Source organism: Salinibacterium sp. NYA9b (genome assembly GCF_976973725.1).
The window spans coordinates 2526004-2552416 of sequence record NZ_OZ333476.1 but is presented as its reverse complement, the minus strand read 5'-3'; the positions used below and the strand labels follow the sequence as shown (position 1 = coordinate 2552416).

General features: G+C 63.4%; 25 protein-coding genes. 6 read left to right on the top strand and 19 right to left on the bottom strand.

What is annotated here, in order from left to right; genetic code table 11:
* Nucleotides 1-54: 54 nt before the first annotated feature.
* Together ACWFSR_RS12295 and ACWFSR_RS12290 are read right to left on the bottom strand one after the other, a co-directional pair.
* Entirely contained in the window at nt 55-2205 is a 2151-nt protein-coding gene (locus tag ACWFSR_RS12295) for a DEAD/DEAH box helicase (RefSeq protein WP_447522482.1), read from the bottom strand.
* A gap of 81 nt (nt 2206-2286) precedes the next feature.
* Nucleotides 2287-3483, bottom strand: a complete 1197-nt coding sequence (locus ACWFSR_RS12290) for a hypothetical protein (RefSeq protein WP_447522481.1) — start codon at nt 3481-3483, stop codon at nt 2287-2289.
* Between the two features lie 156 nt (nt 3484-3639).
* On the opposite strand from ACWFSR_RS12290, the gene ACWFSR_RS12285 reads away from it, so the two are divergent.
* Nucleotides 3640-4797, top strand: a complete 1158-nt coding sequence (locus ACWFSR_RS12285) for a DNA cytosine methyltransferase (RefSeq protein ID WP_447522480.1) — start codon at nt 3640-3642, stop codon at nt 4795-4797.
* 37 nt (nt 4798-4834) lie between these two features.
* Nucleotides 4835-5476 carry a hypothetical protein gene (locus ACWFSR_RS12280; RefSeq protein ID WP_447522479.1) on the top strand — a complete coding sequence of 214 codons (642 nt, stop codon included), beginning with the start codon at nt 4835-4837 and terminating at the stop codon, nt 5474-5476.
* A gap of 186 nt (nt 5477-5662) precedes the next feature.
* On the opposite strand, the gene ACWFSR_RS12275 is transcribed toward ACWFSR_RS12280, so the two are convergent.
* The 6 genes from ACWFSR_RS12275 to ACWFSR_RS12250 form a co-directional block, all read right to left on the bottom strand.
* Nucleotides 5663-6076 (bottom strand): (deoxy)nucleoside triphosphate pyrophosphohydrolase, encoded by a 414-nt coding sequence (locus ACWFSR_RS12275; RefSeq protein ID WP_447522478.1) that lies wholly within the window; start codon nt 6074-6076, stop codon nt 5663-5665.
* Nucleotides 6073-6720, bottom strand: coding sequence for a hypothetical protein (locus tag ACWFSR_RS12270; RefSeq protein WP_447522477.1), 648 nt, complete (start codon nt 6718-6720; stop codon nt 6073-6075). Before ACWFSR_RS12270 ends, ACWFSR_RS12275 begins: the two co-directional genes overlap by 4 nt.
* 132 nt (nt 6721-6852) lie before the next feature.
* The gene (locus ACWFSR_RS12265; RefSeq protein ID WP_447522476.1) at nt 6853-7698 is read right to left on the bottom strand and encodes a DNA-formamidopyrimidine glycosylase family protein; all 846 of its coding nucleotides are present in this window, start codon (nt 7696-7698) and stop codon (nt 6853-6855) included.
* Entirely contained in the window at nt 7691-12496 is a 4806-nt protein-coding gene (locus tag ACWFSR_RS12260; protein WP_447522475.1) for an ATP-dependent helicase, read from the bottom strand. The genes ACWFSR_RS12265 and ACWFSR_RS12260 overlap by 8 nt, the downstream gene beginning before the upstream one ends.
* A 131-nt stretch (nt 12497-12627) precedes the next feature.
* Nucleotides 12628-13251, bottom strand: coding sequence for an alpha/beta hydrolase (locus ACWFSR_RS12255; protein ID WP_447522474.1), 624 nt, complete (start codon nt 13249-13251; stop codon nt 12628-12630).
* A gap of 75 nt (nt 13252-13326) precedes the next feature.
* Entirely contained in the window at nt 13327-14145 is an 819-nt protein-coding gene (locus ACWFSR_RS12250; RefSeq protein ID WP_447522473.1) for a hypothetical protein, read from the bottom strand.
* A 205-nt stretch (nt 14146-14350) separates the two neighbouring features.
* On the opposite strand from ACWFSR_RS12250, the gene ACWFSR_RS12245 reads away from it, so the two are divergent.
* The gene (locus tag ACWFSR_RS12245) at nt 14351-14890 is read left to right on the top strand and encodes an NUDIX hydrolase family protein (protein WP_197106502.1); all 540 of its coding nucleotides are present in this window, start codon (nt 14351-14353) and stop codon (nt 14888-14890) included.
* A 114-nt stretch (nt 14891-15004) separates the two neighbouring features.
* Here ACWFSR_RS12245 and ACWFSR_RS12240 read toward each other — a convergent pair whose 3' ends face one another.
* The 4 genes from ACWFSR_RS12240 to ACWFSR_RS12225 all read right to left on the bottom strand — a co-directional run bounded on the left by ACWFSR_RS12240 (nt 15005) and on the right by ACWFSR_RS12225 (nt 19175).
* Nucleotides 15005-16663, bottom strand: coding sequence for a DEAD/DEAH box helicase (locus ACWFSR_RS12240; RefSeq protein ID WP_447522472.1), 1659 nt, complete (start codon nt 16661-16663; stop codon nt 15005-15007).
* 297 nt (nt 16664-16960) lie between these two features.
* Nucleotides 16961-17563 (bottom strand): DUF1684 domain-containing protein, encoded by a 603-nt coding sequence (locus tag ACWFSR_RS12235; protein ID WP_447522471.1) that lies wholly within the window; start codon nt 17561-17563, stop codon nt 16961-16963.
* Between the two features lie 47 nt (nt 17564-17610).
* Nucleotides 17611-18606 carry a DNA topoisomerase IB gene (locus ACWFSR_RS12230; RefSeq protein ID WP_447522470.1) on the bottom strand — a complete coding sequence of 332 codons (996 nt, stop codon included), beginning with the start codon at nt 18604-18606 and terminating at the stop codon, nt 17611-17613.
* Nucleotides 18607-18668: 62 nt separating this feature from the next.
* Nucleotides 18669-19175, bottom strand: coding sequence for a hypothetical protein (locus ACWFSR_RS12225; protein WP_231599644.1), 507 nt, complete (start codon nt 19173-19175; stop codon nt 18669-18671).
* Nucleotides 19176-19276: 101 nt separating this feature from the next.
* Between ACWFSR_RS12225 and ACWFSR_RS12220 the strand changes: the two genes are divergently transcribed.
* The 3 genes from ACWFSR_RS12220 (at nt 19277) to ACWFSR_RS12210 (ending at nt 21332) form a co-directional block, all read left to right on the top strand.
* Complete coding sequence (locus ACWFSR_RS12220) at nt 19277-20335, top strand: NAD(P)-dependent alcohol dehydrogenase (protein WP_447522469.1); 1059 nt, start codon at nt 19277-19279, stop codon at nt 20333-20335.
* A 120-nt stretch (nt 20336-20455) separates the two neighbouring features.
* Nucleotides 20456-20977: a 2-phosphosulfolactate phosphatase gene (locus tag ACWFSR_RS12215; RefSeq protein WP_447522468.1), complete on the top strand. Its 522-nt coding sequence runs from the start codon at nt 20456-20458 to the stop codon at nt 20975-20977.
* A 52-nt stretch (nt 20978-21029) separates the two neighbouring features.
* Nucleotides 21030-21332, top strand: a complete 303-nt coding sequence (locus ACWFSR_RS12210; RefSeq protein ID WP_010203891.1) for a DUF427 domain-containing protein — start codon at nt 21030-21032, stop codon at nt 21330-21332.
* Nucleotides 21333-21356: 24 nt separating this feature from the next.
* Here ACWFSR_RS12210 and ACWFSR_RS12205 read toward each other — a convergent pair whose 3' ends face one another.
* From ACWFSR_RS12205 to ACWFSR_RS12175, 7 genes are all read right to left on the bottom strand, one after another.
* A complete protein-coding gene (locus tag ACWFSR_RS12205) occupies nt 21357-22031 on the bottom strand; it encodes a CGNR zinc finger domain-containing protein (RefSeq protein WP_447522467.1) in 675 nt (224 codons plus the stop codon).
* Nucleotides 22032-22082: 51 nt separating this feature from the next.
* Nucleotides 22083-22550: a SprT-like domain-containing protein gene (locus tag ACWFSR_RS12200; RefSeq protein WP_197109464.1), complete on the bottom strand. Its 468-nt coding sequence runs from the start codon at nt 22548-22550 to the stop codon at nt 22083-22085.
* Between the two features lie 23 nt (nt 22551-22573).
* The gene (locus tag ACWFSR_RS12195; protein ID WP_197106494.1) at nt 22574-23263 is read right to left on the bottom strand and encodes a signal peptidase I; all 690 of its coding nucleotides are present in this window, start codon (nt 23261-23263) and stop codon (nt 22574-22576) included.
* Complete coding sequence (locus ACWFSR_RS12190) at nt 23256-24110, bottom strand: hypothetical protein (protein WP_447522466.1); 855 nt, start codon at nt 24108-24110, stop codon at nt 23256-23258. The genes ACWFSR_RS12195 and ACWFSR_RS12190 overlap by 8 nt, the downstream gene beginning before the upstream one ends.
* Nucleotides 24101-25039 carry a hypothetical protein gene (locus ACWFSR_RS12185; protein ID WP_447522465.1) on the bottom strand — a complete coding sequence of 313 codons (939 nt, stop codon included), beginning with the start codon at nt 25037-25039 and terminating at the stop codon, nt 24101-24103. The genes ACWFSR_RS12190 and ACWFSR_RS12185 overlap by 10 nt, the downstream gene beginning before the upstream one ends.
* Complete coding sequence (locus tag ACWFSR_RS12180; protein WP_447522464.1) at nt 25036-25617, bottom strand: TasA family protein; 582 nt, start codon at nt 25615-25617, stop codon at nt 25036-25038. The genes ACWFSR_RS12185 and ACWFSR_RS12180 overlap by 4 nt, the downstream gene beginning before the upstream one ends.
* Nucleotides 25618-25712: 95 nt before the next feature.
* Nucleotides 25713-26264, bottom strand: coding sequence for an alternate-type signal peptide domain-containing protein (locus tag ACWFSR_RS12175; protein WP_447522463.1), 552 nt, complete (start codon nt 26262-26264; stop codon nt 25713-25715).
* Nucleotides 26265-26413 lie beyond the last annotated feature (149 nt).

The following is a 26413-nucleotide window of genomic DNA, read 5'->3' as shown; positions in this document are numbered from 1 at the left end:
GTTAACGGTTGCGAGGCCCCGAGGGGTTCGCCGCCTGCGGTTACCCGCGCAGGGTTACCCGCGCAGCGCGAGCGCGAACGGGAGCACGGCATCCGCCCCGGCTTCGCGGAGTGCTTTTGCGGCGATCGTGAGCGTCCAGCGCGAGTCGACCAGATCATCCACGAGCAGGACTGGGCCTTGAGGTAGTTCGTCACCGGCCCACGCGAACTGTCCCCACACGCTCGCGAGCCGGTAGGCACTGTTGCCGCCGGGTTCGCCGTGCGGCCCATCGCCGGTGAGCGAGAGTGCACCGAGGTAGGGCAGCTTGCCGGCACTGGCGAGGGCTTCGGCGACGGATGCCACGAGTTGTGGTCGGCTGCGTGACGGCATCGAGACGACGGCGACGGGTCGCTCATCCCAGCCCCAATCGGCGAGCACCCGGACGCAGGCCGCGACGAGCGCGGGGCTCGCGGGCGCGTCGGGGGTGCCGGGGGCGAAGAGGGTGCGCAGGGTGCCGCCCCAGCCGAGGTCGGTGAGGCGGGCGAGGGCGCGGCCTTCGGTGGCGCGCAGTTCGGGGTTGATGCGTCCGCGCACGGGGACGCCGAGCTTGTCGGCTCCGGTGGGCCATTGGGCGCGGGGCTCGATGGGGACGCCGACTTTGTCGAGGGTGGCGGTGGCGCGGGTGGTGGCATCCGTGCTGATGTCGGTGGGGTACCAGACGCCGGCGCAGTTGTCGCAGCGGCCGCAGGGGGTGGCGGTGTCGTCGTCGAGAGCGCGTTGCAGGAATTCCATGCGGCAGCCTTCGGTGCCGGCGGGCAGTCGTTCGTAGTCGAGCATGTGTTGTTGTTCGGCGCGGCGGGCGGCGGTGACTCCGGCGTAGCGTTCGGCGTCGTAGCTCCAGGGTTGGCCGGTGGCAGTCCAGCCGCCTTGGACCCGGGCGACAGCACCATCCACGTCGAGCACTTTCAGTAGCAGTTCGAGGGGTGTGCGGCGCAGGTTCACGCGGGCTTCGAGCGCGGGCGTGGAGACGGGCCCGGCGCCGGAGTTCGCGGCCTCAGTCAGTTCGGCGATCACGAGTTCGGCGTTGGCTTGGTCGGGCATGGATGCGGTGGCGAAGTATTCCCAAATGTCTTCGTCTTCGCGGCCCGGCATCAGCAGCACGTCGGCATTGTCGGTGGCGCGACCGGCGCGGCCGACCTGTTGGTAGTAGGCCACGGGGGAGGAGGGGGCTCCGAGGTGCACGACGAAGCCGAGGTCGGGTTTGTCGAAACCCATGCCGAGCGCGCTCGTGGCGACGAGCGCTTTCACGGTGTTGTTCTTGAGTGCCTGTTCGGATTCTTCGCGTTCTTGCGGGTCGGTTTTGCCGGTGTAGGCGCGCACATCCATGCCACTGTCGCGCAGCAGCCTCGCGGTGTCTTCGGCGGCCGAAACGGTGAGCGTGTAGATGATGCCGCTGCCGGGCAGTTCGGCGAGGTGGCTTAGCAGCCAGCCGAGGCGAGCTCGGGCATCCGCAAGTTTAAGGACACCCAGGCGGAGGGATGCTCGCGCCAGAGGCCCGCGGATGGTGACGACTTCGGTGCCGCCCGTGGCTGTGTTTTCGGTGCTGTCGCTGCTCCCGGTTTCGAGTTGCGCGGCGATGTCGGCGACGACGCGGGAGTTGGCGGTGGCGGTGGTGGCGAGCACGGGGACACCGTCGGGCATGGTGGCGATGAGTTCGCGCAGGCGGCGGTAGTCGGGGCGAAAGTCGTGGCCCCAGTCGCTGATGCAGTGCGCTTCGTCGACGACGAGCATCCCGATGCGGTTGATCAGTGCGGGCAGTTGGTTGTCGCGAAAGCTGGGGTTGTTGAGGCGTTCGGGGGAGACGAGCAGCACGTCGACTTCATCGTTGGCGAGTTGCTGCTGAACTTCGGCCCACTCGTGGGGGTTGGTGGAGTTGATGGCGACGGCCCGAACTCCGGCGCGGGATGCCGCAGTAATCTGATCCCGCATGAGCGCAAGCAGTGGCGACACGAGCACGGTAGGGCCCGCACCTCGCCGGCGCATGAGCAGCGTGGAAACGAAGTAGACGGCGGACTTTCCCCACCCGGTGCGCTGCACGACAAGCGCGCGGCGGCGCCCATCGACGAGCGTCTCGATCGCCTCAAACTGTCCCTCATGAAAATCGGCAGTCTCGTTGCCCACAAGCGTGCGGAGAACGGCCAGGGCATCGGTGCGGGTATCTGTCACGTGGCTAGTGTGGCAGGGGGTGCTGACTTTTCGGTGCGGGCGTCTTCTTCGTGGGCACATCGCCTTGCTGTCGGGTCACTCTCACCGACCTCCGGCGGAATCAGCTGCCAAGTCGCCAATGCTGGCTGCCCACGTCTCATCAACCTTTTGCATTGGTGCTATACATTCGGGGAAATCCTTGTGTGGCGCGAGATCCGATGTCAACTTGAATCGGAAGATCCACTCGCCCGTTGCCGAATACAAACAAGCAGCCACTACATCGAAAGCGTTGGTGCGATAGAACCTGCTCGATGGGTCGCCTTTGGAAGCTCTAGTCTTTTGGACTTCGACTTTGAAACTTCTGTCCGCATATCTGTTTGGGCTCGCGTTTTTGCATTCGACGCGAAGTGTCTCACCTGACTTCATTGACACGTCGAAATCATGCATGGCGTCGATGTCGAGGCTAGAAACGCGCTCGACCTCCGCGGCTGACTGGAAGAAAGATTGAAGATGGTGCTCCGCCACTCCTCCACGTACCGCAACCGATAATCTCGTTCGACTAGCGATGATCTCCATTATTTGTGAACTGGAGAGCTGAAACTGTTCTTCTAACTCATGCGTCCCGACTAGGTTGACCGAAAAATCAGGCTCCTTGTATTTCTCGGCAGCGCTATGTCTTAGTGCAGTGTCGAGCATCAAGTCTGTGGCTGAACGCTCAAATCGGACGTAGTCAAGCAACCTAGATTTTTCGAACGCAACAACTGTTTCTAGCCCGCTCTCAGACCGGGCAGACCGCTTCTTGCCTGTTCTGTTGTCCTTCTCCCAGACCGACCAACCTGAGTCGCCCATCGAATCTAAGTTTGATTGCTTCGCGTAGAAGGAGATTCCCATAGGGAGCGGGTCCCAGAGGTTAGGGTCAAGCGCGATGAAAAGGCCCGCATCAGGCTGGATGCCAAGCAAGAGAGTGATGTCAACACCTGCGATGTCGTGAGCAACCGGGTGATCCTGGTTCCAGGATTCTTCTGATCCGAATCGTAGCTGGCCACGCACTTCGTCGTCCGGGCGATTTTTCGTCTTTCCATTTACTATTCGGAACGCGTAAATGAGGATACCGAAGCGTTCGCCTCTAAGCGTCTGGATTCCGAAATAGAACGGCGCTCGGGTCGGCGAGCTGGAATATAAGACTTTGCCGCCGGATTCCGAGATTGCTTCGAGGATCGCAGTGTGTAGATCACTCCGTCCGCTGACTTTGTAAACACGGGGATACGAGCGCCCAGCAATGATCGATTCAGGACTCAAGAGCTTCTCCTTCAACGTGGCAGGGCAGCTGGTCTATACACGCGTCATTGTCGGTCGCTGTTGCGAGGATGTATATGGGAGATACTTTATTCGACCATATTGCCACTTGGTGTTGCCGGGCGCTTCTCCACGAAATGTTTATTGAGGTGTACGAAATTGAGTGATGGCATTCCGGTACTGAGCCTTTTTTCTGGGGCAGGCGGCCTAGACCTGGCAGTCGAGCGCGCTGACGCCGAACCTCTGGTTCCTAGCGACCCTGGCACTGGGCTTGCCCATGTCGCTGTTGCCACCGATTACAACTCGCCAGCTCTTGAGACGCTTGCAAAGAACTTCCCGAACACGCACTCAATCAACGGGGACATCCGAACCCTCGACTCTGCTGATTTGCTCGGCGCGGCGGATCTCAAAAGCGGTCAGCCCGTTCTCGTCGTAGGTGGTCCTCCGTGTACGCCGTTTAGTAAGTCAGGATTCTGGCTTGAACAAAAACGAGAGAGTCGTGACCCGAACGCGTCTTTGCTGGACGAATACGTTCGAGTTGTCAAGGACACAAGGCCAGAAGGCTTCATCCTTGAGAATGTGCAGGGTCTCACCTATAAGACCCATAAGGCTCAGTTTGATCGACTGCTGAAGAGCATGACGGAACTAGGCTACAACCCTCAGTGGAAGGTGCTTCTGGCTGCGGACTATGGGGTGCCCCAGCTCCGACGCCGCGTATTTGTCGTGGGCCGGAGGGATGGACTTGCGTTCGAATTCCCTCGCCCGACACACTCAGGCTGGAGCGAACACACTCGTGTGTTCGATACCTCTCTCATTCCTCACGTCACGGCAGCGCAGGCGTTCGAGGGTCTCGAAAGTCGGACTACGAATGATGACTACGTCGCGGGCCGGTACGGTGAGTTGGCTTCGGAAGTCCCTCCGGGAGGAAACTACCTCTGGCACACCGCTCGGAATGCGGGCCGCAATGAATTCGAATGGCGCAGCCGTTATTGGACGTTCCTTCTCCGCCTTGATCCGAATCGCCCGTCTTCTACATTGCAGGCACAGCCTGGGCCGTACGTCGGGCCGTTTCATTGGGAGAACATGCGAACGCCTGAAGGCGATCAGCGCGCTCGCCGCCTTAGGGTTAACGAGCTTCTCCGGCTTATGTCTTTTCCCGACGATTTCAAAGTGCCAGATCGAAAAATTGACACTCAGCGACAACTTGGAAATGCTGTGCCGCTTGAGTTGGGTAAAGCCGTATCTCGCGCGCTGCTCACGCAGCTGGGCTATATACGTCCGATAGCGGACAAATCATCCAAAATCCTCGACAGTTAGTAGAGCTTCAACGAGCAAACACAGAGGAAGCGATCTGATGTCGACCACCAAGCGCAGCTGGATTCTGATCCTCGGAGCGGGCGGCCTCGGGGTTCTCTCAGTTCTTGGCGGTGTCGCGTCAGGAGGACTCTTCGGAGCCGGATACGCAGCTGGCGGCCTTGCCATTTTGTTGACGATATCCGTGCCTACGACTGTGTATGTTTTCATCTCACTGATGTCGTTGGGCATGGCCGCGCCCTATAAGCCTCTCGTGCCACGCGACTCTCTGCTTTGGTCGTGGCTCAACTTTGTGGGCAAAGGATCTGCAGGTGTGTTGCTTTTGGTCTCTGGTTCGCTGATCGGTGGCTTATTGGGCAGCCAAATTGCTTCCCCTAATGGTGATTGGGCCGCTTTGATCGGATTTGCTGCGGTTCTAGTTTTCCTGTGGATGATGGTCGTTGTAGCGCTGTGGACGGTCAGAGCTGTAGTGGATGTAATGCGCCTCGGCGATCAGCGCTGCGAGCTGCTTCGCGTGTGGCTCGACTCTTGGGGCTCACGTAACTCGACGCGCAGAGCTAAAATTTTATCGTTGGGCACAGAATTCACCGCGGTGGTGCTCGCCGGCTTCGTGATGCTTTGTTTGTTGGCTGTCGGGTACTTGGCGCTCGGCAGGGTCGTAGGCTTTTTCCCGCCCACGTAGTCGACATCGCCTCGCGATTCAGTCTTTCACGCAGCTGAAGCCGGCTGTCCGCGGCGCTAAAGACAAACAAGGGGTTCATCTCAGCGTCATCAGATTCAGCTCTGACATGTCTTCCGATTATCACCACGCCAGTTGGGTATCAGTAGCGGCCATGCACGCGGACTCGATGTCATTCGGCTGAGAGGTTTATTGCTGCTGTGACCGAATGCTCGCCGCTTTCTTAATCAGCTCGACGGCTGGGATGTCGGCAGGCGCCCATTCCAGCTGGCTCAGCTCGGCACGCGCGAGCCAGCGAACTTCTGCGTGCTCAGTCAGCGCTGGTGTGCCGGAGAGCAGCTCGCAGTAGAACGTGGTCAGCACGACAATCCCGAAGTCGTATTCATGAGTCGTGGTGGTGATCAGCTCGCCCACGGCCACCTCGCACTCAAGCTCTTCGGTGATTTCGCGTGCGAGTGCATCGCGAGGAGCTTCGCCGGTCTCGATCTTGCCGCCGGGGAACTCCCACATGCCGGGCAAAGCCCCGCCTGATCCGCGCTGAGCACACAAGATCAGGCCGTCGCGAACGATGACCGCACCGACGACATTGATCTGCTTCTTCATGACTGGTCCTTCTGGGGTGCTGATCGATTCCAGAGGCTCTTCTTTTCTGGCTGGATCGCCAGCGGCTCACCATTCAGCAGGGTACCTGGGCTGCTGTGTGGAGCGGCGGATGCTGGAGCGGTTCCGCGGTCAGCGGCGTGAGCATCCGAAGCGTCAGCAGCGTGAACGTCGGTAGCTGCACGACGGGCGGCGACGGCACTTCTGGCCGCGCTCACGATCAGGATTACAGAAAACGCAATCGCGAGGAGCGCCGGGATCAGAACCTCGAGAAGGCTATTGCTGAGCTGGAGTTCGACACGGCGCGCGAAGACGCTGCCGAACAGGCCGCCCTTATCGCCGACCGAAATGAAGGAGCGGTAGACGTCTGCCAGATACCCGCTGATGAATCCCAGGATCACTGCGATAGTGCCGATCACAGCACTCAGAGCGAAGCCGGCGCCACTGATGGCTTTGCGGCGGGAACCGAAGGTGAAGAGCGCGAAGACGGCCAGCATCCCGACCGCGGCGAAAGCGGAAGCGAATCCCAAGCCGAGCGACGCCAGCACCGTTGTCACCATGACCGCCAGCGGGATCGCGAGCAGTGCGAACGCAATGCCGCGCCCGAAACTGTAGGGGCGCGGGGCGGGGTCAAGAACCTCAGTCACAGCAGGGCCTCCATCGGTATTCACTCGAGCCAGTGTGCGGCAGCGGCTGTCGGGCAGCCCCGCAGCCAGTGCACGGGCAGGGTGCGTTCCCTGCGATCATCACCGAGACTACTGGCCGGATGCAGCCGCAGGCTATTTCTGGCAGCTCGGGCACCACCACATGTAGCGGGTGTCGGTGGGGCCGGTGCCGAGCTGATCTGACTCGATGCGGGTGCCGCAGCGCAGACACGCTTCGCCGCGCCGCCCGTGCACCCAGTAGCGGGGTTTGCCGCGCGGCAGACCCGTGAGATTGCGGATGGGGCGGTCCTTGTTCACCATGATCGCCTTGAACGCGAGCGCGACGAGGCGCTTCGGGTCGGCGATCTCGCCGATGGGGGTGTGCGGGCGAACACCGCGCAGAAAGCTTAACTCGTTCGCGAAAACGTTGCCGAGGCCGGCGAGGTTCCGCTGATCGAGTAGCGCGAGCGCAACCGGACGCGCTGGGTCCGACAGTAGGTTCGCCAACGCGAGTTCGGCATCCCAATCGGGGCCGAGCAGGTCAGGGCCCAGGTGCCCCACAATGCTGTCTTCGGATGCCGTGGGCACCACTTCAAGCAGCCCCAGTTCGAAACCTACCGCCGTCTTCGTTGCCGTGCTCAGCACTCCGCGAGCCAAGTAGGACGGCTTACGCCACCGCTCGCCGGCGCCGTAAATCTGCCAGACGCCCTCCATCTTGAGGTGGCTGTGGATGGTGAGGCCCGAGCCCGGGTCACCCGTGGCTGTGGCGGCACCCGCGCTTGCCGAAGCCACGCCGTCAGCATCGTCAGCAACCCGAATCAGCAGGTGCTTGCCGCGCGGGATCACACTCGTGACGGTCTGGCCGCTGAGGTCGAGCGTCGCAAACGCGGGCACCCGAAAGTCGGTGCGGGTGAGCACTTGCTGGTCGAGCGCCGCCCGCAGTTTCGCTGCCGCCTTGTAGACGGAATCACCCTCAGGCACGAAGCCTCAACCCCTGCGGTGTTGCGACAAATCCGGCCTCCACGAGCGCTTTGCCCACCGGGGTGCCGACGGCGAAATCACCGTTGACCTTCTCGATGCGGAGTTTTGGCAGCGTTCCGCGCAGGGTGCTCGTGAGTGAGCGAGTTGCGGCATCCACGACGGCGGGTTCCAGATCGAACGCGAGCAACGACTTGCCGCCGCGCTCTAGGTAAAGGGCAAGGTGCCCATCGACCATCACGACGATCGCACCCGCCTTGCGGCCGGGGCGATGCTTCTTGGGGGAGTCAGCGACGGGCTTTGCGGATGCGGCAGCAGATGCGGATGCCGAAGTTGCAGCCCACGCGTCCGAGCTGTCGTCGCCAGCAGCCCCAGCGCCAGCAGCAGCGGCCGCACCAGCACCACCAGCAGCACCGACTCCAGCGTCACCACTCTCAGCCCCAGCATCCTCGCCACCCAGCCCCGGCCACCCGAGAGCAGCCCCGTAGGGGTTGGCGGGGTCGGTCGCGGCGAGAGTGATCGCCAGAAGCTGGGGCGCAGCATCCGGATCCCGAGTGAAACCACGAAGGCGGTCGACGGTGGCTCCGGTCGCGAACTGCGCTGCACCGAGCCCTTCGATGAAGTAGCCGCGGCGGGCGCGACCGGTCTCTTCGAAGCCGCTCAGCACGCGGTACGTCAGGGCGAATCCACCACGGATGCCCTCGCTCACGACCGCGCCGCGCGTCACGACAGCATGCCGTTCGAGCATCAACTCGGCGGTCGACTTGGCGCGCACCGTCGTCTCGCCCTCGGCCGTCTCGAGCAGTGCCCACCGGCCGGACGCACTCGGCGGCCCCGCCTGCGCGACCGTCGAAACGCGTCCGCGATAGGCGCGAGCCCGCGCCGGACGCGGCGCCCGAGTGGCGCGCACCGTGCCTCCGAGATGCGCGCGCAGGGGCGCAAAACTGTCGTTCGTGATGAGCGACCGCCACACCAAATCCCACAGTTCCTTCAGCAGCACCTTGTCATCTGTGCTGCCCACCTGATTCGAGAGTTGCCTGAAGAAGAACGCACCGCCACCGGCCAGCGCCTCCAGAATGCTCTGCTGCAGCTCGCTCAGCCCATCCCGATCAGGCTCCGGCAACGTCAGCGCTGCGGTCGCGGCGGGGTGCAAACTGATCCAGCCATCGCTACCGGCCAGCGCACCCTGCCCGGCCCACACCACTTCGCCCGAGGTCGTCAGCTCATCGAGCCACGCGGGCGAATAGTCGCGCACGCGCGAACCCAGAATGAAGTTCTCCCACGCGGATGCCGGGGCTGAGTACCCAGCCAGTTGGTCGATCACTTGTGCCAGGCCGTCAATCCCGCGCAGCGAGTCACCGGCGGCGGATACGTGTTGCCACGCGGGCAGGAACCGACCAAGCGTCGCGTGGGACACCGGCTCGACCTCTTGCCGCAGTGCGGCAAGCGAGCGACTGCGCAGGCGACGCAGCACATCAACCGAGCACCATTCGGTGCCGCTCGCGCCGGGGCGGAACTCGCCATCGACGACACGACGGTCGGCCGCGAGGCGACGCAGGGTGTCCTGCACGACGGCGGTTCCGAGACCGAAGCGTGCTGCGGCATCCGCCAGTGTGAAGGGTCCGTGGGTGCGGGCGTAGCGACTGACAAGGTCGCCGACGGGATCATCAACGGGCTCGATGAACGCGGCGGGCACACCAATGGGCAGCGGAACTCCGAGGGCATCCCGCAGTCGCGCGGAGTCTTCGATGCCGGCCCAGCGGCGTTCGCCCGCGATGGTCACTTCGAGGACGCGGTTCGCTTTCGCGAGGCCGGCCAAGTCGGTGGCGAGGGCGGCACCGGTCACGAGCGAGCGCGCCTCGATCTCGGCGACGGTCTGCGGGCCAAGTACGCGCAGCAGATCGACGATGCCCTCGGCATCCCGAGCGTGCCGCTCGGTCACCAGTCGCTGCAGCTCGTTCTCGGTCTGGGCGATCACATCGGGGTCGAGCAGTTCGCGCAGTTCGGCGCGACCGAGAAGCTCAGCGAGCAGCGCTGGGTCGAGCGAGAGGGCAGCCGCGCGACGCTCGGCCAGCGGCGAATCGCCCTCGTATACGAAAGCGGCCATATAGCCGAACAGCAGGCTGCGCGCGAACGGCGACGGCACATCCGTCTCAGTCTCCATGACGCGGATGCCGCGGCTGGCGATGCGCTTTGTCAGCGCCGTGAGTGCCGGTAGGTCGTACACGTCCTGCAGTACTTCGCGCACGGTCTCGAGCACGATGGGGAAGCTCGGGTATTTGCGCGCGACATCCAGCAGTTGCGAGGCCCGCTGGCGTTGTTGCCACAGGGGTGAACGCTTGCCGGGGTCGCGGCGCGGTAACAGCAGAGCGCGAGCGGCGCACTCCCTAAAGCGTGCGGCGAACAGCGCGGAACCGTCCACTTCTTCCGTGACAATCTGTTCGAGCTCGTCAGCGTCGAACACAAAGAGGTCGGCACCGGGCGGCGCGGCATCGGTGTCGGGAATGCGCACGACGATGCCATCGTCACCGGCCATGGCCGCGCCATCCACTCCCAGTTGTTCGCGGATGCGCGCCGTAATCGCCAAGGCCCAGGGTGCGTGCACGGGCATGCCGTACGGGGAATGCAAGATCACGCGCCAGTCGCCCAGCTCATCGCGGAAGCGTTCGACGACGAGCGTGGTATCGCTCGGCACGTGACCGGTGGATGCCTTCTGCTCGGTCACGAGGGCGATCAGGTTGGTGACGGCGTGCTCATCGAGCCCAATCGACTCTGCCCGCGCGCGTGCATCATCGACGGATGCCGTAGCAATTTCTTTAGTGAACGCCCCGATGGCTTCGCCCAGTTCTGCCGGGCGGCCGAGCCCATCGCCCTTCCAGAACGGAACGCGGCCGGGTTGGCCGAAGGCGGGGGAGACGAGCACTTGGTCGTGGGTGATGTCTTCGATGCGCCAGCTTGTGGTGCCGAGCGCGAAGATGTCGCCGACGCGCGATTCGTAGACCATCTCTTCGTCGAGTTCACCGACGCGACGGCCGGGAGCTCCCGCTTCGCCGCCGATCATGAAGACGCCGAAGAGGCCGCGGTCGGGGATGGTGCCGCCCGAGGTGACGGCGAGGCGTTGCGCACCGGGGCGACCGCTGAGGGTGCCGGCGATGCGATCCCACACCACACGCGGTCGCAGTTCGGAGAACTCGTCGCTCGGGTAGAGGCCGCTCAGCAGGTCGAGGGTCGCGTCGAAGGCGCTGCGCGGCAGGGTCGAGAACGGCGCGCTGCGACGTACGGTGTCGAACCACTCTTCGATGTCGATCTCGTCGAGAGCCACGGCGGCGACAGTCTGCTGCGCGAGCACGTCAAGCGGGTTTGTCGGCACGGCCAGCGCTTCGATCTGGCCGCTGCGCATCCGCTCCACCGCGACGGACGTATGGATGAGGTCGGTGCGGTGCTTCGGAAACAGCAACCCTTTAGAGATCTCCCCGACCTGATGTCCGGCTCGCCCAATGCGCTGAAGCCCACTCGCGACTGACGGCGGCGACTCCACCTGAATGACAAGATCGACGGCACCCATGTCGATGCCGAGCTCGAGCGAGCTCGTTGCGACAACGCAGCGCAGCACTCCTGTTTTGAGGTCGTCTTCGATGATCGCGCGCTGATCTTTGCTGACCGACCCGTGGTGCGCGCGGGCGAGCAGCGGGGCAGCGCCCATCGTGGATCCGCCCTGCGCCATCATTTGGGCTGGCGGCTTCCACGGTTGCTGCGGGGCGGCGTAGGCGGCGGCATCCGCACTGGCCTGCGACTGCGCGAGAACGGTCGCGGGGTCACCCGCAGCACCGTCGACACTGCCCTCGCTCATCCGCTCGTCATAGATCTCGTTGAGACGGGCGGTGAGGCGTTCGGCGAGACGCCGCGAGTTAGCAAACACGATCGTGGAGCGGTGCTCGAGAATCGCATCGACAATGCGTTCTTCGACGTGCGGCCACAGGGATGCCGCTGATTCCGGAGTCGCCTCGTCGTCGATGCCGTCGCCGCCGCTGGCCTTGCCGCGCGCGGATGCCACGGTGCCGGGGATGGTCATGTCGGGCACGGGAACAACGACGCTCAACTCGAAGGTCTTCGCCGAGGGTGGGTGCACGATTGTGACCGGGGCGCGTCCGCCCAAGAACCGAGCTACTTCTTCGATCGGTCGCACGGTGGCGGAGAGGCCGATGCGCTGCACGGGTTTCGCGAGCAGGGCATCCAGTCGTTCGAGGGACAGCGCAAGGTGGGCGCCGCGCTTGGTGGCGGCAACCGCGTGAACCTCATCGATGATGACGGTGTCGACGTTCTTGAGGGTCTCGCGGGCCGCCGAGGTGAGCATCAAATACAGCGACTCAGGAGTGGTGATGAGGATGTCGGGAGGGAGCCTTGCGAGCAGGCGGCGGTCTTGCGCGGTGGTGTCTCCGGAGCGCACGCCCACGGTGATGTCGGGCTCGCCGAGCCCAAGCCGGCGAGCGGTTTGGGTGACGCCGACGAGCGGGGCGCGAAGGTTGCGCTCAACGTCAACGCCAAGAGCTTTCAGCGGCGAAATGTAGAGCACGCGAGTGCGCTGTTTGGGATTGGCCGGGGGAGGGCTCGACGCAAGTTGGTCGATCGCCCACAGGAAAGAAGCGAGCGTCTTGCCCGAACCGGTAGGGGCAACGACGAGGGCATTGGCTCCGGACGAGACAGCATCCCACGCACCGAGTTGGGCCGGGGTGGCAGCATCGAACGCGCCCTGGAACCACTCTCGGGTGGCGGGCGAAAATTTGCCGAGCACATCGCTCATTGTTCTATCTTCGTCGCAACCCCTGACAGTGCCCTACGGATTTCGCCGAAGGCGTTCAGTGGGTGCGCCGGCCCGCTACGCGTGTGTGTGCAGAAAGCGCGCACCACAGGCGCGGTCTTGGTGCCAACCCGTTACGCGTGCGTGTGCAGAAAGCTCACAAAGTCGTTGAGTTCGTCGGTCGAGATCGCGTGCGCGAGTCCCTCATAAATGCGGGTTTCGGCGCGCGTGTGGTCAACGAGCCACTCTTCGGTGCGCTCGATCGCCGCCGTCGGAATAACCGGGTCGTCGGTGCCTCGGCCCCAAAACACGGGCGGGCGGATGCTCGAGAGCTTTGCATCTGCGGGATGCTCGGCACTGGCCACGAACCCGGAGAGTGCGACGGCACAGCTGAAGCGTTCCGGGGCGAGCCGCAAGAGTTGGAGCGACATGGCGGCCCCTTGCGAGAAACCGATGAGGCTCACACTCGTGTAGTGCTGGGCATCGAGCCATTCGAGCACGGCGTTGGCCGCGTCATCCACGCCAGAAACCTGGGGGAGGCCGCCACCGCTGAGGTCGATGGGGAACCAGGAGAACCCGCCGCTCTCGGGGAGCGGCGCTCGCAGCGATGCGATCACGGGGCCGAGCGGTAGCGCGGGTGCCAGCGCAAACAGATCGCCCTCGTGAGACCCATACCCGTGCAACAGCACGATGAGCGGACGACCGGCCCGTTCGCGTTCGGGGGCCGACCAGAGCACTGCGGAGGAATCGATCTGCATGACCCAAAGCCTACGCGCCGCGGCTAGGGGCCGACGGGGCTAAGCATCAATCCGTGAAAGCTCCGCACAGCAGGCTTAGGGGTAAACGATCACGGCGAAAATTGTCCGGAGTTGACCGTAGGGCTCAGCTGCTGCAGCGTGCACTGCGGGATCACACGTCATCGTTGCGACGAGCGAGGTGCCGGAGTCGGGCATCGACCGGGCAATGACTTCTGCAACCTGATGTTCGCCAGTTGGTAAGGTGAGTGCCACAGTTCCTGTGGCAAATTCGATTGCAGTTTCCCCTCGCGATGTGGAATAGACAATGTCGATGGTTCCCACGTCAAGAACCGAGGCCTCGGGGCCTTTTTCGGCGAAAGCCTCAATGACGCCATCGACCATTTCTTCTGAGGGAACGCTGTCAGTGGGACTCTCCGCCATCTGGCTAGCAACAGTTTGCGACGTGATGAGCGAACACCCGGTTTCGTCGTGCTGCCACACATTGACGCCGTCGTCGTCGAAGGTGATGTGCTTCCAGTCGGGAGTCATTTGCCAAGCCCACACCGGTTGCCCGTCAAACACCGCTAATGTCGTCAGCGGGATGCGCTCCACGCCGCCAGCCAGCGGCGTTGGCGATTGCGTTGACTTTCCCTTCGTGATCGCTGTGCCTTCAGAATTGCAGCGCGTACCGTCGCAATCTGCGGCTGGTGAAGCGCCAAAGACGAGACTCGCGGACACGACGAACGCTGCGGCGATACCGATGAACACGATTCCTCCGGCGACGATGAGTGCCCACGCCCAGCGCGGCAACCCGCGCCGTGGGGTCGGGCCTCCAACGCTCGCCGGGCGGTGCGCCACGTTACCAGTCGGAACGGGAAGCTGAGGTGGACTATTTTGCGGCGTCTGATCGGTCATGGTTCCCTTTCGCGTAACAGGCGAGTGCCTGAGATAGGAACGCTAATTCGAGGGCTGTTGCCTCCGGCTTGGGGCGGCGCTAGCTGTGCACTGCGCGAATGAAAGTGGGATTGTGGATGACTAGTCAGAGGCCTGGGCAGCCCGCCGCGGCATCCGCCCCGCCTTGGAGTGCACGCCAAACCCGCACGATGGGTGACAATGGAGCATGAGCTCCGTCGGCACACCAGATCCCAACTCGTCTTGGCTTTCAGATGAGGAGCTTGCGGAGACCCGCAGGCGACTGCCGCTGATCTATGTTGAGGCTGTGCCGGTGCGTGTGGATGGGCTGGGTCGCGTCACGGAGGTCGGCACTTTGGTGCGCGGCAACGATGGTGAGATCACCCGCACCCTCGTGTCTGGCCGTGTCATGTTTGGCGAGACGTTGCGCGACGCCCTGTTCCGTCATCTGGAAAAGGATCTTGGCCCGATGGCCTTCCCGCTCCTGCCGGCGAGCCCGACCCCGTTCATGGTCGCTGAATACTTCCCGTGGCCCGGCGAAAGCCAGTTCACGGATCCCCGCCAGCACGCTGTCTCGATGGCCTACGTCGTTCCCGTCACGGGCACCTGCGAGCCGCGTCAGGATGCGCTCGAGCTCACTTGGCTGAGCCCGTCCGCCGCGGTCTCCGACGACGTCACCGCCGACATGGAAGGCGGCCGCGGAGCACTCTTGCGCGCAGCCCTCGCTTCCGTCGGCGTTCTGCCGTAACTCGCGAACCCCACCACCCGTTAAACGCCGAAGGGCGACGAACCCCAACCCAGCATTGCTGGGTGAGATTCGCCGCCCTCAGACGGTAAAACTGTGTTGCGCTGGGCCTCAGCCTTAGCGCCCGCTGCTCGAAGCACGACGGTTGGGTCGCACTACCTGGCCAACGCGAACGGGGCCGCTTCCGGCCTGAGCGCGGCCCTTGCCGCCACGCGGACGCGTGGGAGCTTCAGCCTGCTGCTGGCGCGGCTGCTGAGTCGAACGCTGTTCGCTTGAGCCTGAACCGGCAACGACGGCGCCACGGCCGGAGCCTTGACGATCGTTACGCTGCTGGCCGCCACGAGCGCCATCGCGAGCGCCATCACGGGCCTGGCCATCGCGAGCGGCACCGTTACGGCCACCACGAGAGTTGCCCCCGTTGCCGCCACGACCACCGGCTCCGCCACGGCCACCCTCACGGGCACCGTCGCGTTCGCCTTCGTAGAAGCCGGCTTCGCCGTCACGACGTGAACGCTTGCGCTGGGCGTTTGCGCCCTGCGAACGTCCACCCTGCGACTGGCCACGGGCGGGAGCTGCTGCGCGAGGCGCAGGCTTGACGTATTCGGCTACTTCGCCGGTCAGGGCCACTACGGCTTCTGACTTGGCGTTCACGTGCTGCGGGGTCACCGTGATGGCGGCCTTACGCAACAGCGCTGCGGTGTCTTTGCGCTGGGTAGGAAGAACGATCGTCACAACGTCGCCCTCTTCACCAGCACGAGCGGTACGGCCACTGCGGTGCAGGTATGCCTTGTGCTCGGCGGGCGGGTCAACGTGGATGACCAGCTCAATGTTGTCGACGTGCACGCCGCGGGCTGCAACGTCAGTAGCAACAAGCACCTTCACGTCGCCAGCGGAGAACGCGGCGAGGTTACGGTCACGGGCAACCTGCGAGAGGTTTCCGTGCAGGTCAACGGCGGGGATTCCGGCATCCGTCAACTGGCGTGCCAGCTTCTTGGCGTGGTGCTTGGTGCGCATGAAGAGGATGCGGCGGCCGGTGCCCGAAGCGAGCTTCTCGATGAGAACGCGCTTGGATTCGACGCTCTCAGTCTCGAAGACGTGGTGGGTCATGGCGGAGACGTGTGAGTTTGCTTCGTCAACCGAGTGCAGTACCTCGTTGTGAAGGAAGCGGCGAACCAGCTTGTCTACACCGTTGTCGAGGGTGGCGCTGAACAGCATCCGCTGTCCATCGCTGGGGGTCTTGTCGAGGATGCGGGTCACGACGGGCAAGAAGCCAAGGTCGGCCATGTGGTCGGCCTCGTCAAGCACAGTGATCTCGACGGCGTCGAGGTTCACGAAGCCCTGCTTCATGAGGTCTTCGAGGCGACCGGGGCAAGCAACGACGATGTCGACGCCGGCCTTGAGGGCAGCGACCTGACGGTTCTGGCTAACGCCACCGAAGATCGTGGTGGTGTTCAGGCCATACGCGGCAGCAAGAGGTTCGATCACAGCAGAGATCTGCGTGGCGAGCTCACGGGTCGGTGCGAGCACGAGACCCAGCGGGCGACCCGGGCGACGTTTGCCACCGGAAAGCTTGCCGCCGAGGCGAGCAACCATTGGAAGGGAGAAGGCGAGGGTCTTGCCCGAGCCCGTCTTTCCGCGGCCGAGAACGTCGCGACCGTTGAGGGTGTCAGGCAGGGTGTCGAGCTGGATGGGGAACGGCGTGGTCTTGCCGTCAGCTGCAAGGGCTGCAACCAGCGGGGCGGGTACGCCGAGCGAGCTAAAAGTTTGTTCAGTCAAAGTAATGGTGCCTTTCAGGCATAAGTAACAGATGGGCGTTACACCGGAGGCACACGGGCACAGTTCGAATTGAACGTGGCAGTGCTGATCTACACCGACCCAATCAGGCGTTTCGCACGGGTGCGGCACACAGGTCAGATCTCGAACTTTCGTTCGGCGCGGATTACTCCAGTTCGCCGGAGAAAGTTTTCTACGAGCCGCACGTTTCTGATTGACGTGGGCGAGAAGAGGGAAGCGTTCTACGACGCAGGGAAACACAATTGTTTCGCAAGTAACCCCAGCGTAGCAGTTATGCCCCTAGTAGCGCTCGCCTACCGGCACTTGCCCAGCCAGAATGTTGCCGGCCTGCGCGAGCGGGCACGCCCACGCCGGGTCATAGGCGCACGACGGGTTGTACGCAAAGTTGAAGTCGAGCACGAGCGACTCGGGCGTGCTCCCCGGTCCGAGATCGGCGCCCTTGACTGTGTCGAGAAGGTAGCGGCCACCACCGTAGGTGCCGCCCTTCACGCGAGAGAGAGCATCCTTCACCGGGATGAAGATTCCGCCGCCATAGGACGCCAAGCGCCACACATCGAGCGAGCCAACCGAATCAATCTCGACCGTGCCCAGCAGGTCGAACGGCACCACGCCATCCGTTCCCGTTTCCACGTTCATGTGGCGACCGTCACCCGGAACAATGGATGCCTCGAAACGCCAGTCGGGATTGTACGACTCAAACGGCAGCCCCTTAAAGCCGCGCAGGTCCTCCGGCAATAGCGGCGAAGCTGGATGCGTGGCAAACATCTCATCTCGTCCCGCACGCCAGTCGGCGTGGGCGCTCGCGGCATCCGGGTTCTCACGGATAGCGGCGTAGAGAGCAAAGTTGCGGCGGCGCCAGTCGGCTACTTCAAGAGCGGTCATAGATTCAGGCTAACCCTCGCAGCCGACAGCGAGCTTGATGTCGGCCGCTACTTAGTGCGCGTCAGCAGTGCCCGCACTTCACTCTCCGCGGATGCCAACCGCTGCGGATCGATTGTCTCGCCAGCCGAGAACAGATCAACAATGCGCGGGTCAACGTAACTCTTCTTCGCGATGGCGGGGGTATTGCCGAGCACGTCGGCAGCGGCTTCCATCGCCTCACGGATTGCGCGCGATCGCGCCCGCTGGCTCAGTTTCGGCACCGCGACCTCAGCGGCAGCCGTGCTCACTGCCAAACTCGATGCCGCCGCAATCGTGCCGCGCAGTGTACGAAAGTCCTTGGCCGTGAAGTCACCACCGGTGCGCTCGCGAACGTAGTCATTGATGTCTGCGGCGGTCAGAGACCGGCGCTCGCGGCCTTCCCGCCAGGAGAGAACCGACGCATCGGGAGCGCTGCGAAGCCGACGCCGAATGAATTCGGCGAGGTCGGCATCCACAATTTCGCTTTCCCACTGCTGACCGCTCTTGGCGGGAAAGCAGAGCTGCACGCGGTCGCCGACGACGGTGACGTGGTCGCACAGCAGAGTGGAGAGGCCGTGGCTGCCGTGCTCTTCGGCGTAGCGTTCGCTGCCAACCCGCAATGAGCCGGTGTCGAGCATCCGAAAGGCGGCAGCAAGAGTGCGTTGACGGGGATCGTCGCTCGAGCGCAGAGTGCGAGTGACGACACCGCGGGCGCCGGGCAAGACCGCCGCCAGTTCGAGGGCGCGATCGAACTTCACGCGATCTTGACGCTCACGCCAGGCGGGGTGATAGATGTACTGGCGGCGGCCCGCTTCGTCGAAGCCGGTGGCGAGAACGTGGCCGTTCTCGTACGGGCAAATCCACACGTCGGTCCAGGCTGGCGGGATGCCGAGGGAGGCGAAACGTTCCTTGAGATCGGCCTCGGTTACCGTTGCGCCATCAGGGTCGCGGTAGCTAAACCCTCGCCCTGATCGCACACGCGAATAGCCGCGCCCTGTTGTATTGCTCCGCCGCAGTCGAGGCACCGCGTGTTCCTTTCGCGCCCACGATTCGGCTCACGCCGACGGCTGAAGCCACAACGGTCAACCTAAAGGTTGAGATTACTTCTTCTTGTTGTGCCCCAACTCCACGTTGGTGCCAAGCGCTGAAGCGCTGCACCCCGCCACTGCCAGAAGGCCCAATAGAGCGGCCACAGAAGGGGAGTGACAATGCCGGCGCTGAAGATCAGTTGATCGCGGTACAGAGTTTTTCCGCCGGGAGCGGGGCTGACGGCCATCGTGTGTTCCCACTCGGTGACGAGAGCGAGAGGGCCGCTGAGCCCACGACCACTATCGCGCACGAGGCGAACCCCATCGGGTGTCTCGATGAACGATATGTCGATCACTTGCTGGCCAACAGTGAAGAGCCCTAAGGCCGACATGTTGACCGGATGCTCGCCCGCCTCCCACAATTCAGGAAATCCCCCGACCTCTAACGAGTTGAAGGTCGTCAGCGGAGCCGAAACTTCCTGAAAAACGTGCGGGCTGCGGATGGCACGCCACGCGTCGTCGGGGTCACAATCGAGTACGAGCTTCAGTAGAACGCGCATAGTCATAGTGTCCTCCTGTGTGAATCAGGAATCCAGAGTGGAACGTAAAAGAGCACGCAGGCGAGCGTGAGCAGTAAGCTGTGCGCACCGATTCGGCAGGAGCCTTGATGTCTATTCCTCCGCACGCGAGCTCGAACTCGAGCACCGCAGTGCCTATTCCCGAGACAATGACGGCGGTGACTGCTCGGCGCTATGGCGATACAGATGTGCTCGCGATCGAGACCATTCCGACTCCCAGTGTCGCGCCGGGAAAGCTGCTTGTGCGGGTCTTGGGCTCCTCCGCCAACGCACTCGATTGGCGCCTGCTGAGTGGCACCCCGCTCTTTGTGAGGCTCGTGATGGGGTTGCGCAAACCGAAGCGTCTCAGTCCGGGAGCGGATGTCGCTGGCCGCGTCGTTGCGGTCGGTGACGACGTCACCGGCTTCGCGATCGGAGACGCTGTCTTTGGCGAGGCAGCCGGCGGAGCCTTCGCCGAGTACGCCGCCGTGAGCGCTAAAAACTGTGTGACTCTGCCCGAGGGCGTCGACTTCGTGGCGGCCGGGGCAACGCCGGTCGCTGGCCTCACTGCGCTGCAAGGATTGCGACGCGAAGGCGCAGTGCAGCCCGGCGATCGCGTGCTCATCAATGGTGCCGCGGGTGGGGTGGGCACCTTTGCCGTTCAGCTCGCCCGCATTCTCGGCGCAACGGAGATCACGGCGGTCTGCAGCGGCCGCAACGCCGAGCAATCGCTAGCTCTCGGTGCGACTCGAATCGTCGACTACGAAACCGAGGACTACATCGCGGTCGGCGGCCAGTACGACGTCGTGTTCGACCTCATGGGCAATCGAACCGCAGTCGAGATGCGCACCATCCTCGCTCCCGGTGCCCGTTTCGTGGGCGTCAGCGGCCCCATGACTAACCGGTGGGTTGGCCCCGTCTTCCACCTCATGCGCATGGGCCGGGCCTTCAAGGGGTCGGATGTCTCGTTCCGCCAGTTCACTGCTGCACCCACGCCCGACGACCTCACCTACCTCGCCGAGTTGCTCGCTTCTGGCGAGCTCGTTCCCGCAATCGAACGCGTGGTCGGGCTCGACGGAGTCGTTGACGCGATCGAGCAGATCGCCTCCAGTCATGGCAGAGGCAAGGTCGCGGTCGTGCCGGGCGGGGCTCCGAACGCTGGTGAATAGCTGCGTGATCTCGCCGTTGTGCGAGCCAGCAGCCAGCAGTCAGCATCCGCTCGTCGGCGTCTGATGTCACATTCTGTAACCCAATGTGACCGAGACGACCGCCGCGTTTAGCCTCAAGAAGTGAACGATCCCCGCACCCAACCCCAGTACCAGGTTCGCTTTGGCTTCGGTCGCGCCCAAGCGCATGAGCTGAGCGCCGGTGCCGACGTTGTTGTGTGGGCGGATGCTCTCGCCGACGGTTCCACGCCCGCCCCCGAGTTGCCCGGAACATTCTCGATTCTCAGCGCCGGCACCGGGGCAGCCACGGCCGTCGCCGAATGGGTCATCGCGCAACAGGAACTTAAAGGTGACCGCTTCACCGTCGCCGTTATCGCTGCCGGAAACGCGGACGGCGGGTTCACCGTCGACGACCTCCTGGCGGCGGGTGCGATCGTAGATGCTCTCGCCGATGCCGGCATTGACTACATTTCTCCGGAAGCGGCATCCGCTGTCGCAGCATTTACCGGGCTCAAGTCTGCTCACAACCACCTTTTATCGGCGAGCACGGCAGGCCAGCAACTGATTCTGGATGCCGGACGCGGCGCCCTCGATGAGGCCATTGTCAGCAACGGTGCAGCCAGGTTTGCCATCGTTCGGGAATGACGCTTGCTCCTCGAGCGTTGTTCTGACCAACACCGACTTAATGGAGGACAGTATGAAGGCAGTAATCGGCGACACCGTCATCGCAGAAGCACCCAAGGAAGATCTCCTCAAGATTGAGGGCAACTGGTACTTCCCGCCGGCCAGCGTGAACCACGAACTGCTCGAAAAGAGCCCCACCCCGTACCACTGCCCGTGGAAGGGTGACTGCCAGTACTTCGTTGTCAGCGCCAACGGCCAGCAGTACCAGGACCGTGCGTTCAGCTACCCGAACATCCTCCCGGGTGCAGCAGAGCGCGTCGGCAAGGACTTCTCCAACTACGTCACCTTCTGGAAAGAGGTTCAGTTCGTCGACTAATCGACGACTTTCTCTAGTGCGCAGTTAGCGTGCCGCAGTGCGGGCACGGTGACTGCGCACTTTTGCGCGGTTACCGCAGCGCTGCATCGAGCACCACCGGCGGTTATTGGAGCGTGACTCGTCGTAGAAGACGAGAGCGCAGTCATCGGCAGCGCACTCCCGAATCCGCTCGTGCTGCTCGTCGCCAAACAAGAAGACGGCTTCACGTGCCATCGTCGCAAGGGCCTGGCCGGTGCGAACGCGCGTGCGGCCTGCCTGCAGGTTTCCTCCCGCTAGCCGCGGGGGAACATCCGGTGTCGCCGCGAACAGGTTGATGATGTCGATCTGCTTCGAGTCAGGCGCACCGTTCACGCTCAGCGTGGTGGCGATCGACGCAATCGCTTCGCGTAGGCCCTTCGCATCGGTGAGGTCACGATCGGTGACGGTGCCATCGCAGGCTTCGAAGCGGCCCTCAAGCCACGTCGCGAGGTCGGCTGGGGTGTGCAGGCGCTCCCACGCGGGATTGTTGCCCATCGCGCCGGTGTAGGCGAAGTCGAGCGCGCGGGCGCCAGAATCGAACCACCACTGACGTGACGTGCGCGACGTAAACCATTGCCCGGTCGCGCCGCCAGCGTTCTCGCTCGTAGGCGTAGGCGTAGGCGTGGGCGTGGGGCTGGCTGCGGGCATGCCAATAGGGGACGCGGTTTCGGGATGATGCACCTAACCATTATCGCCGGTTACGAGACACCCCGTGACCGGGTGCGCTCGCGGCTACCCTCGCGGTCGTGACACAACCCGGTGCACCCACTCGATGCGGTTGGCTGTGCTGAAACGACGCGAACACAGTCCACACGCTAGAGGCCTGGTCGGTTTCCGATAGCGAAAGTGTTGGTGGCCGGCGGGGCACGTGCCTACCCACGGGGCAAACTCATCGGCGATCGCGCCGCCATGGAGGCGCTTGCCCTCATAGCCGAGCTCTTTGGCGACGGCTTTCCACTGCGCTCCATGGCCGGCACCGGGGCCAGCCATCGCGTGCGCTATCTCATGCAGCAGGATTTGGTGGATCTCGTCATCCTCGTACCGCGCAGCCAGATACCGGGACACGGAGATGCGTTTGTGCGTGAAGTTGCAGAGCCCCGCGCGCGTCTTGGCGTTGTCGAAGGTGAACTGCCAGCTGTCATCCAAGTGCAATCGGATGAGCGCATCAGCCCACACGCGCACTCGGGAAAGTTCAGCCACCTGTTGAGGCTAATCGAAAAGTTCTAGCCCAACCGCACGCGGTTATCGACCGGCTCGACCGCATCCGCGTCAGTTGCTGCTTCGATGGATGCCGCCCGATCAGCTTCGCGCTGAGCTCGCGCCCGGCGACGCTTGCGCTTGCGGGCGCTCGAGATGATGCCGCTGGTGATCATGAAGCCGGCATAGACGAAGAGTGCAATAGCGATGACGGGAACAAGCCAGGTCTTGGCGTTGCCGTTCACGAAATTGCTGACGTAACCAATCCACGGGACGCTATACCAAAGCTTGCCCTGCACCTGAACGGGCAGTACTTGCAGTTCGTCGGCGACGTCGTTGTTATCGCCCTGCAACGTGAAGGTGCGGCTGCCATCGCTCGAGTTGGTGATTGCGGTGACGCGGTGCGTGATCACACCGGCTTTGCCCGACTCGATTTGGTAGGTGATCACGTCCCCGACAATGATCTCGTTGGTGTCGATGGGCTTGACGACTATGAGCGTTCCCGGGGGAAGGCTCGGTTCCATCGAGCTTGTCAGCACGGTGAGGGGCTGCGCGCCTGCGAGGTTGGGGATGATGATGACGAGGGCGCCGACGAGCAACACCAAGGCGAATAGTCCTCCGCTAATACCCATGCCGAGGTAGTAGAGAACTCCGTGCGATTTTTCATCGTCTGTGACGTTGTTGCGAGCGTCTGCACGCGTCGAAATCTTAGACATCGTCAGTCTCCTTCCGTGAGCGACGACCGACGAGCCACGAAATGCCGGCGCCGATCAGCGCGGCCAAGAACAGGATCAGTACAAGGTACTCCTGGTAGAGCCGCCACGAGTTGGGGTCAAGGTTAAATGAGGTGGGAAAAGTGGGGGTGAGGCCTGACGCCGTGCCGTCCGCGGTGTCGGCTATCGCAGGGCTGGGGCTCGGAGTGGGGATAGGCAGCGTTGATGAGCTTCCGGCTCCCGTCGCTGTTGTACCGGTTCCGTTCGTTGGCCCGGGCACGGCGGGAACCACCGGAACTGTCGAGCCTGAGTTTTCGCACTGCGTTGCTGGCAGGGTTCCCGGCGTCGTATCCGAGAGGGTGAACCGCAGCGATACGGATGCCGTCGCTCCTTGACCTTGCGAGCCAGTCAAGTTGCCGAGGGCGAGAGTTGCGGTCACGGGCACGGTCTGTCCGGCGGCAATGGTCACGCCCTCGTTCGTCACGAGGCAGGGCGAGGCTCCGCTGATGGCGTGGGCTGAGCCCGCATTGCTGGGAGTACTTGTTGTCACGCTGAGCGCGTTCGCAAAGGTGGCATCCGAGTAGGACACATCCTGCATCGTGACGCGGAGGAATCCCGCGGCGGTGCCGGTGTTTCGCACGTACACGATGTCACTTTGGCTGTCACCGGGGCTCAAGAGTGCGATGCTGTCGAAGATCACACCAGGGTAGGTGCGGGCGAACGAGACGCCATCATCGCTGACTTCAACCACTCCAACGCCGGTCGCGGCGCTCGCGGGGGTTGCCCCGAGAACGACACTCAGCGCCACTATTGCTGCGAGGCCGGATGCCCGGCGAAGTCCTAGCCGCATGCGAGACCCCACGGGCCGAAACGTGGCTCAACGGGGATGTTGGCGGAGTCCGCAGATTCGGTGCCGTCCGAGGCAACGGCGCGCACTGTCAGATTCCCGTTGGCACCGTTTCCGCTTAGGCCTATCGAGGTGCTGCTCGTGTTCGCGACGAAGGTGCCGTTGTAGTAAACGTTGTAGCCGCCATTCGGGGTGCTGAAACCGCTCGGGGCGGTCCACGAAATCCGAATTTCGTCGTAAGCACTTTGGTTTGCGCACTGAGTCGCCGTCGGTGCGTTCGGTACGGTGCTCTGGAAGATGTCCTGAGTGAACGACCGGTTCGCCGCGCTCATCGCGTCAGTGGTGTTCCAGTTGGTGCCGGCGCTGGAGTTGATCGCGAACGTGGCGGTTGTGGTCTTGCCTGCCTGCGACGTCATGTTGCCGGTGAAGGTCGTGGAAGCGCACAGCATCGCACTGCCCGTAGACGCGAGGGTGATGTTGAGCGTGCTCAGCGAGACGGTGCCACCGGCAAGTGTCGACGAGACCACGGGGGTCGTAGCGGCGCAAGCGGAGCTTGTGCCCACCCAGAATTTCACGGCGACTTGGTTGCCCGCAAGAGTGCCGTTACGAGAAATCGTGACGCTGGAAACTGAGGCATCAACGGTGCCGGTGTTGCGCACGGTGATGGGCTTCGTCACGGTCTGGTTGGTGGCCGTGTAGGTGTACGGGCCGAGCGCGCTGATTGTGGAGGCGCCACTGGTGGTCGCCGTCGTCAATGCAACCGCGCCGGTGGCGGCGGTGGCGGTCTTGGTGGATGACGCAGTCCAGGCGGCGAAGCTCACCCCAGAAACGAGTGTGAGGAATACGGCAACGCCGGCGATCATCGAGACGCGAGTGGACCGTTTCATGCCGCGGTAGCCCTGAGCGGTCGTGCGCTCTACGGTGCGGATCACGGCTGAACCCCCGAAATCGTTGCGGTGATGGCAACGTTAGTCGACTGGGCGCTTGCGGGAGCGTTAGCGGGAAGGGTGACGACGAGGCAGGCACTCGTGGAGGCGCCGGCGGCGAGCGTGCTGCTCAGCGTTCCCGTAGGAGTTCCTGAGGTGGGGCACGCGCTGTTGGCGACAGAGATCGTGAACGGGTTCGTCGTTGAGGAACCCGTTGCTGTGGAAGCAATAGCGGCGGAAAGTACGAGGGGCACGTCACCCGTGTTGGTGATGGTGAAGGTGCCGGTTACTGACTTGCCGGGCGCGAGCGCCGACCAGTTCAGCGTTTGGTTGCCGACGGTGAGCGCTGCTGTTCCGGCGCTGATGGTCGAACCGGGCGTCGCGGTGACTGACGAGTTGAGGTAGGCGTAGGTTCCGCCGGTGCCGACCAGGCCTAGTGACACGGCGATGGCGAGCACGGCGATTGCTTTCACAACGCCAAGCGTTCCTCCGCCGAAGATGGCGAGGGGCGATGCAGCACGGCGCTGGTGGCGACCGTTAACCATGTCAAGGCGGTGCGAGCCGCGAACTGTTGAAGAGTTCATGGTGCACCGCCTTTCGATGAGAGAAACTTGCTATGAAATGTGAAGAGGATTGCCGGGTGTGCGTCCCCCCAGGCCGCACACCCCGCAGGGTAAAACTAGTTTTGCGTGAGCGTGATGGTGAAGCCGCTGAGCGATACCGCGCCGAGCTTCGAGGGGTTCTCGGTTCCGGCAGTGGCGCTCTTCGGGTACGTGATGGTGACGGTGACCACGACGGGCTGCGTGCCAGTGGCTGCAACGACGCTTGAGGTGGATGCTCCGTTGACCGTGAAGACGGCGGACTTGGTGAGTGCTGCTGCAAGCGCGGTGTCTGCAGCAGATGAGCTTGCAGCGGTGATCGCGGTCGAACCCAGCGCGGCGGTAGCGGCGAGGTTGTCGCCGGTCGCGGTCACGTTGAAGGTCTTGGTGTAGGTGACAGTGTCACCGGGAACGATCTTGAAGCTGGCGGGCGACGCTACGGTCGATGCGGTGCCGAGCTTCCAGCCGTCGGTCGAGCCGCTACCGGCTGCGATGTCGAGCGTGCCGGCGGCGATGCTGCCGGGCGAAGCGACGGTTACTGACGAGTTCCACGTAGCGAGGGTTCCTGCACCGCCGAGGAGAAGAGCGATTCCTGCTGCACCTGCGATTGAGCCTTTGACGAGCTTGTTCATGATTTCCTTTCGCGGCGCAGCAAAGCAGGCCGGGACGAGTGTGGTTCGGGTAGTTCGGGTTATCAGAAGCTGTGTGCTGGTTTCGGGTTCCTGCATCTCGGACTGAGCAAACGCGAGTTTTTTGGGCTCACGCTCAACTTCCTAAGACG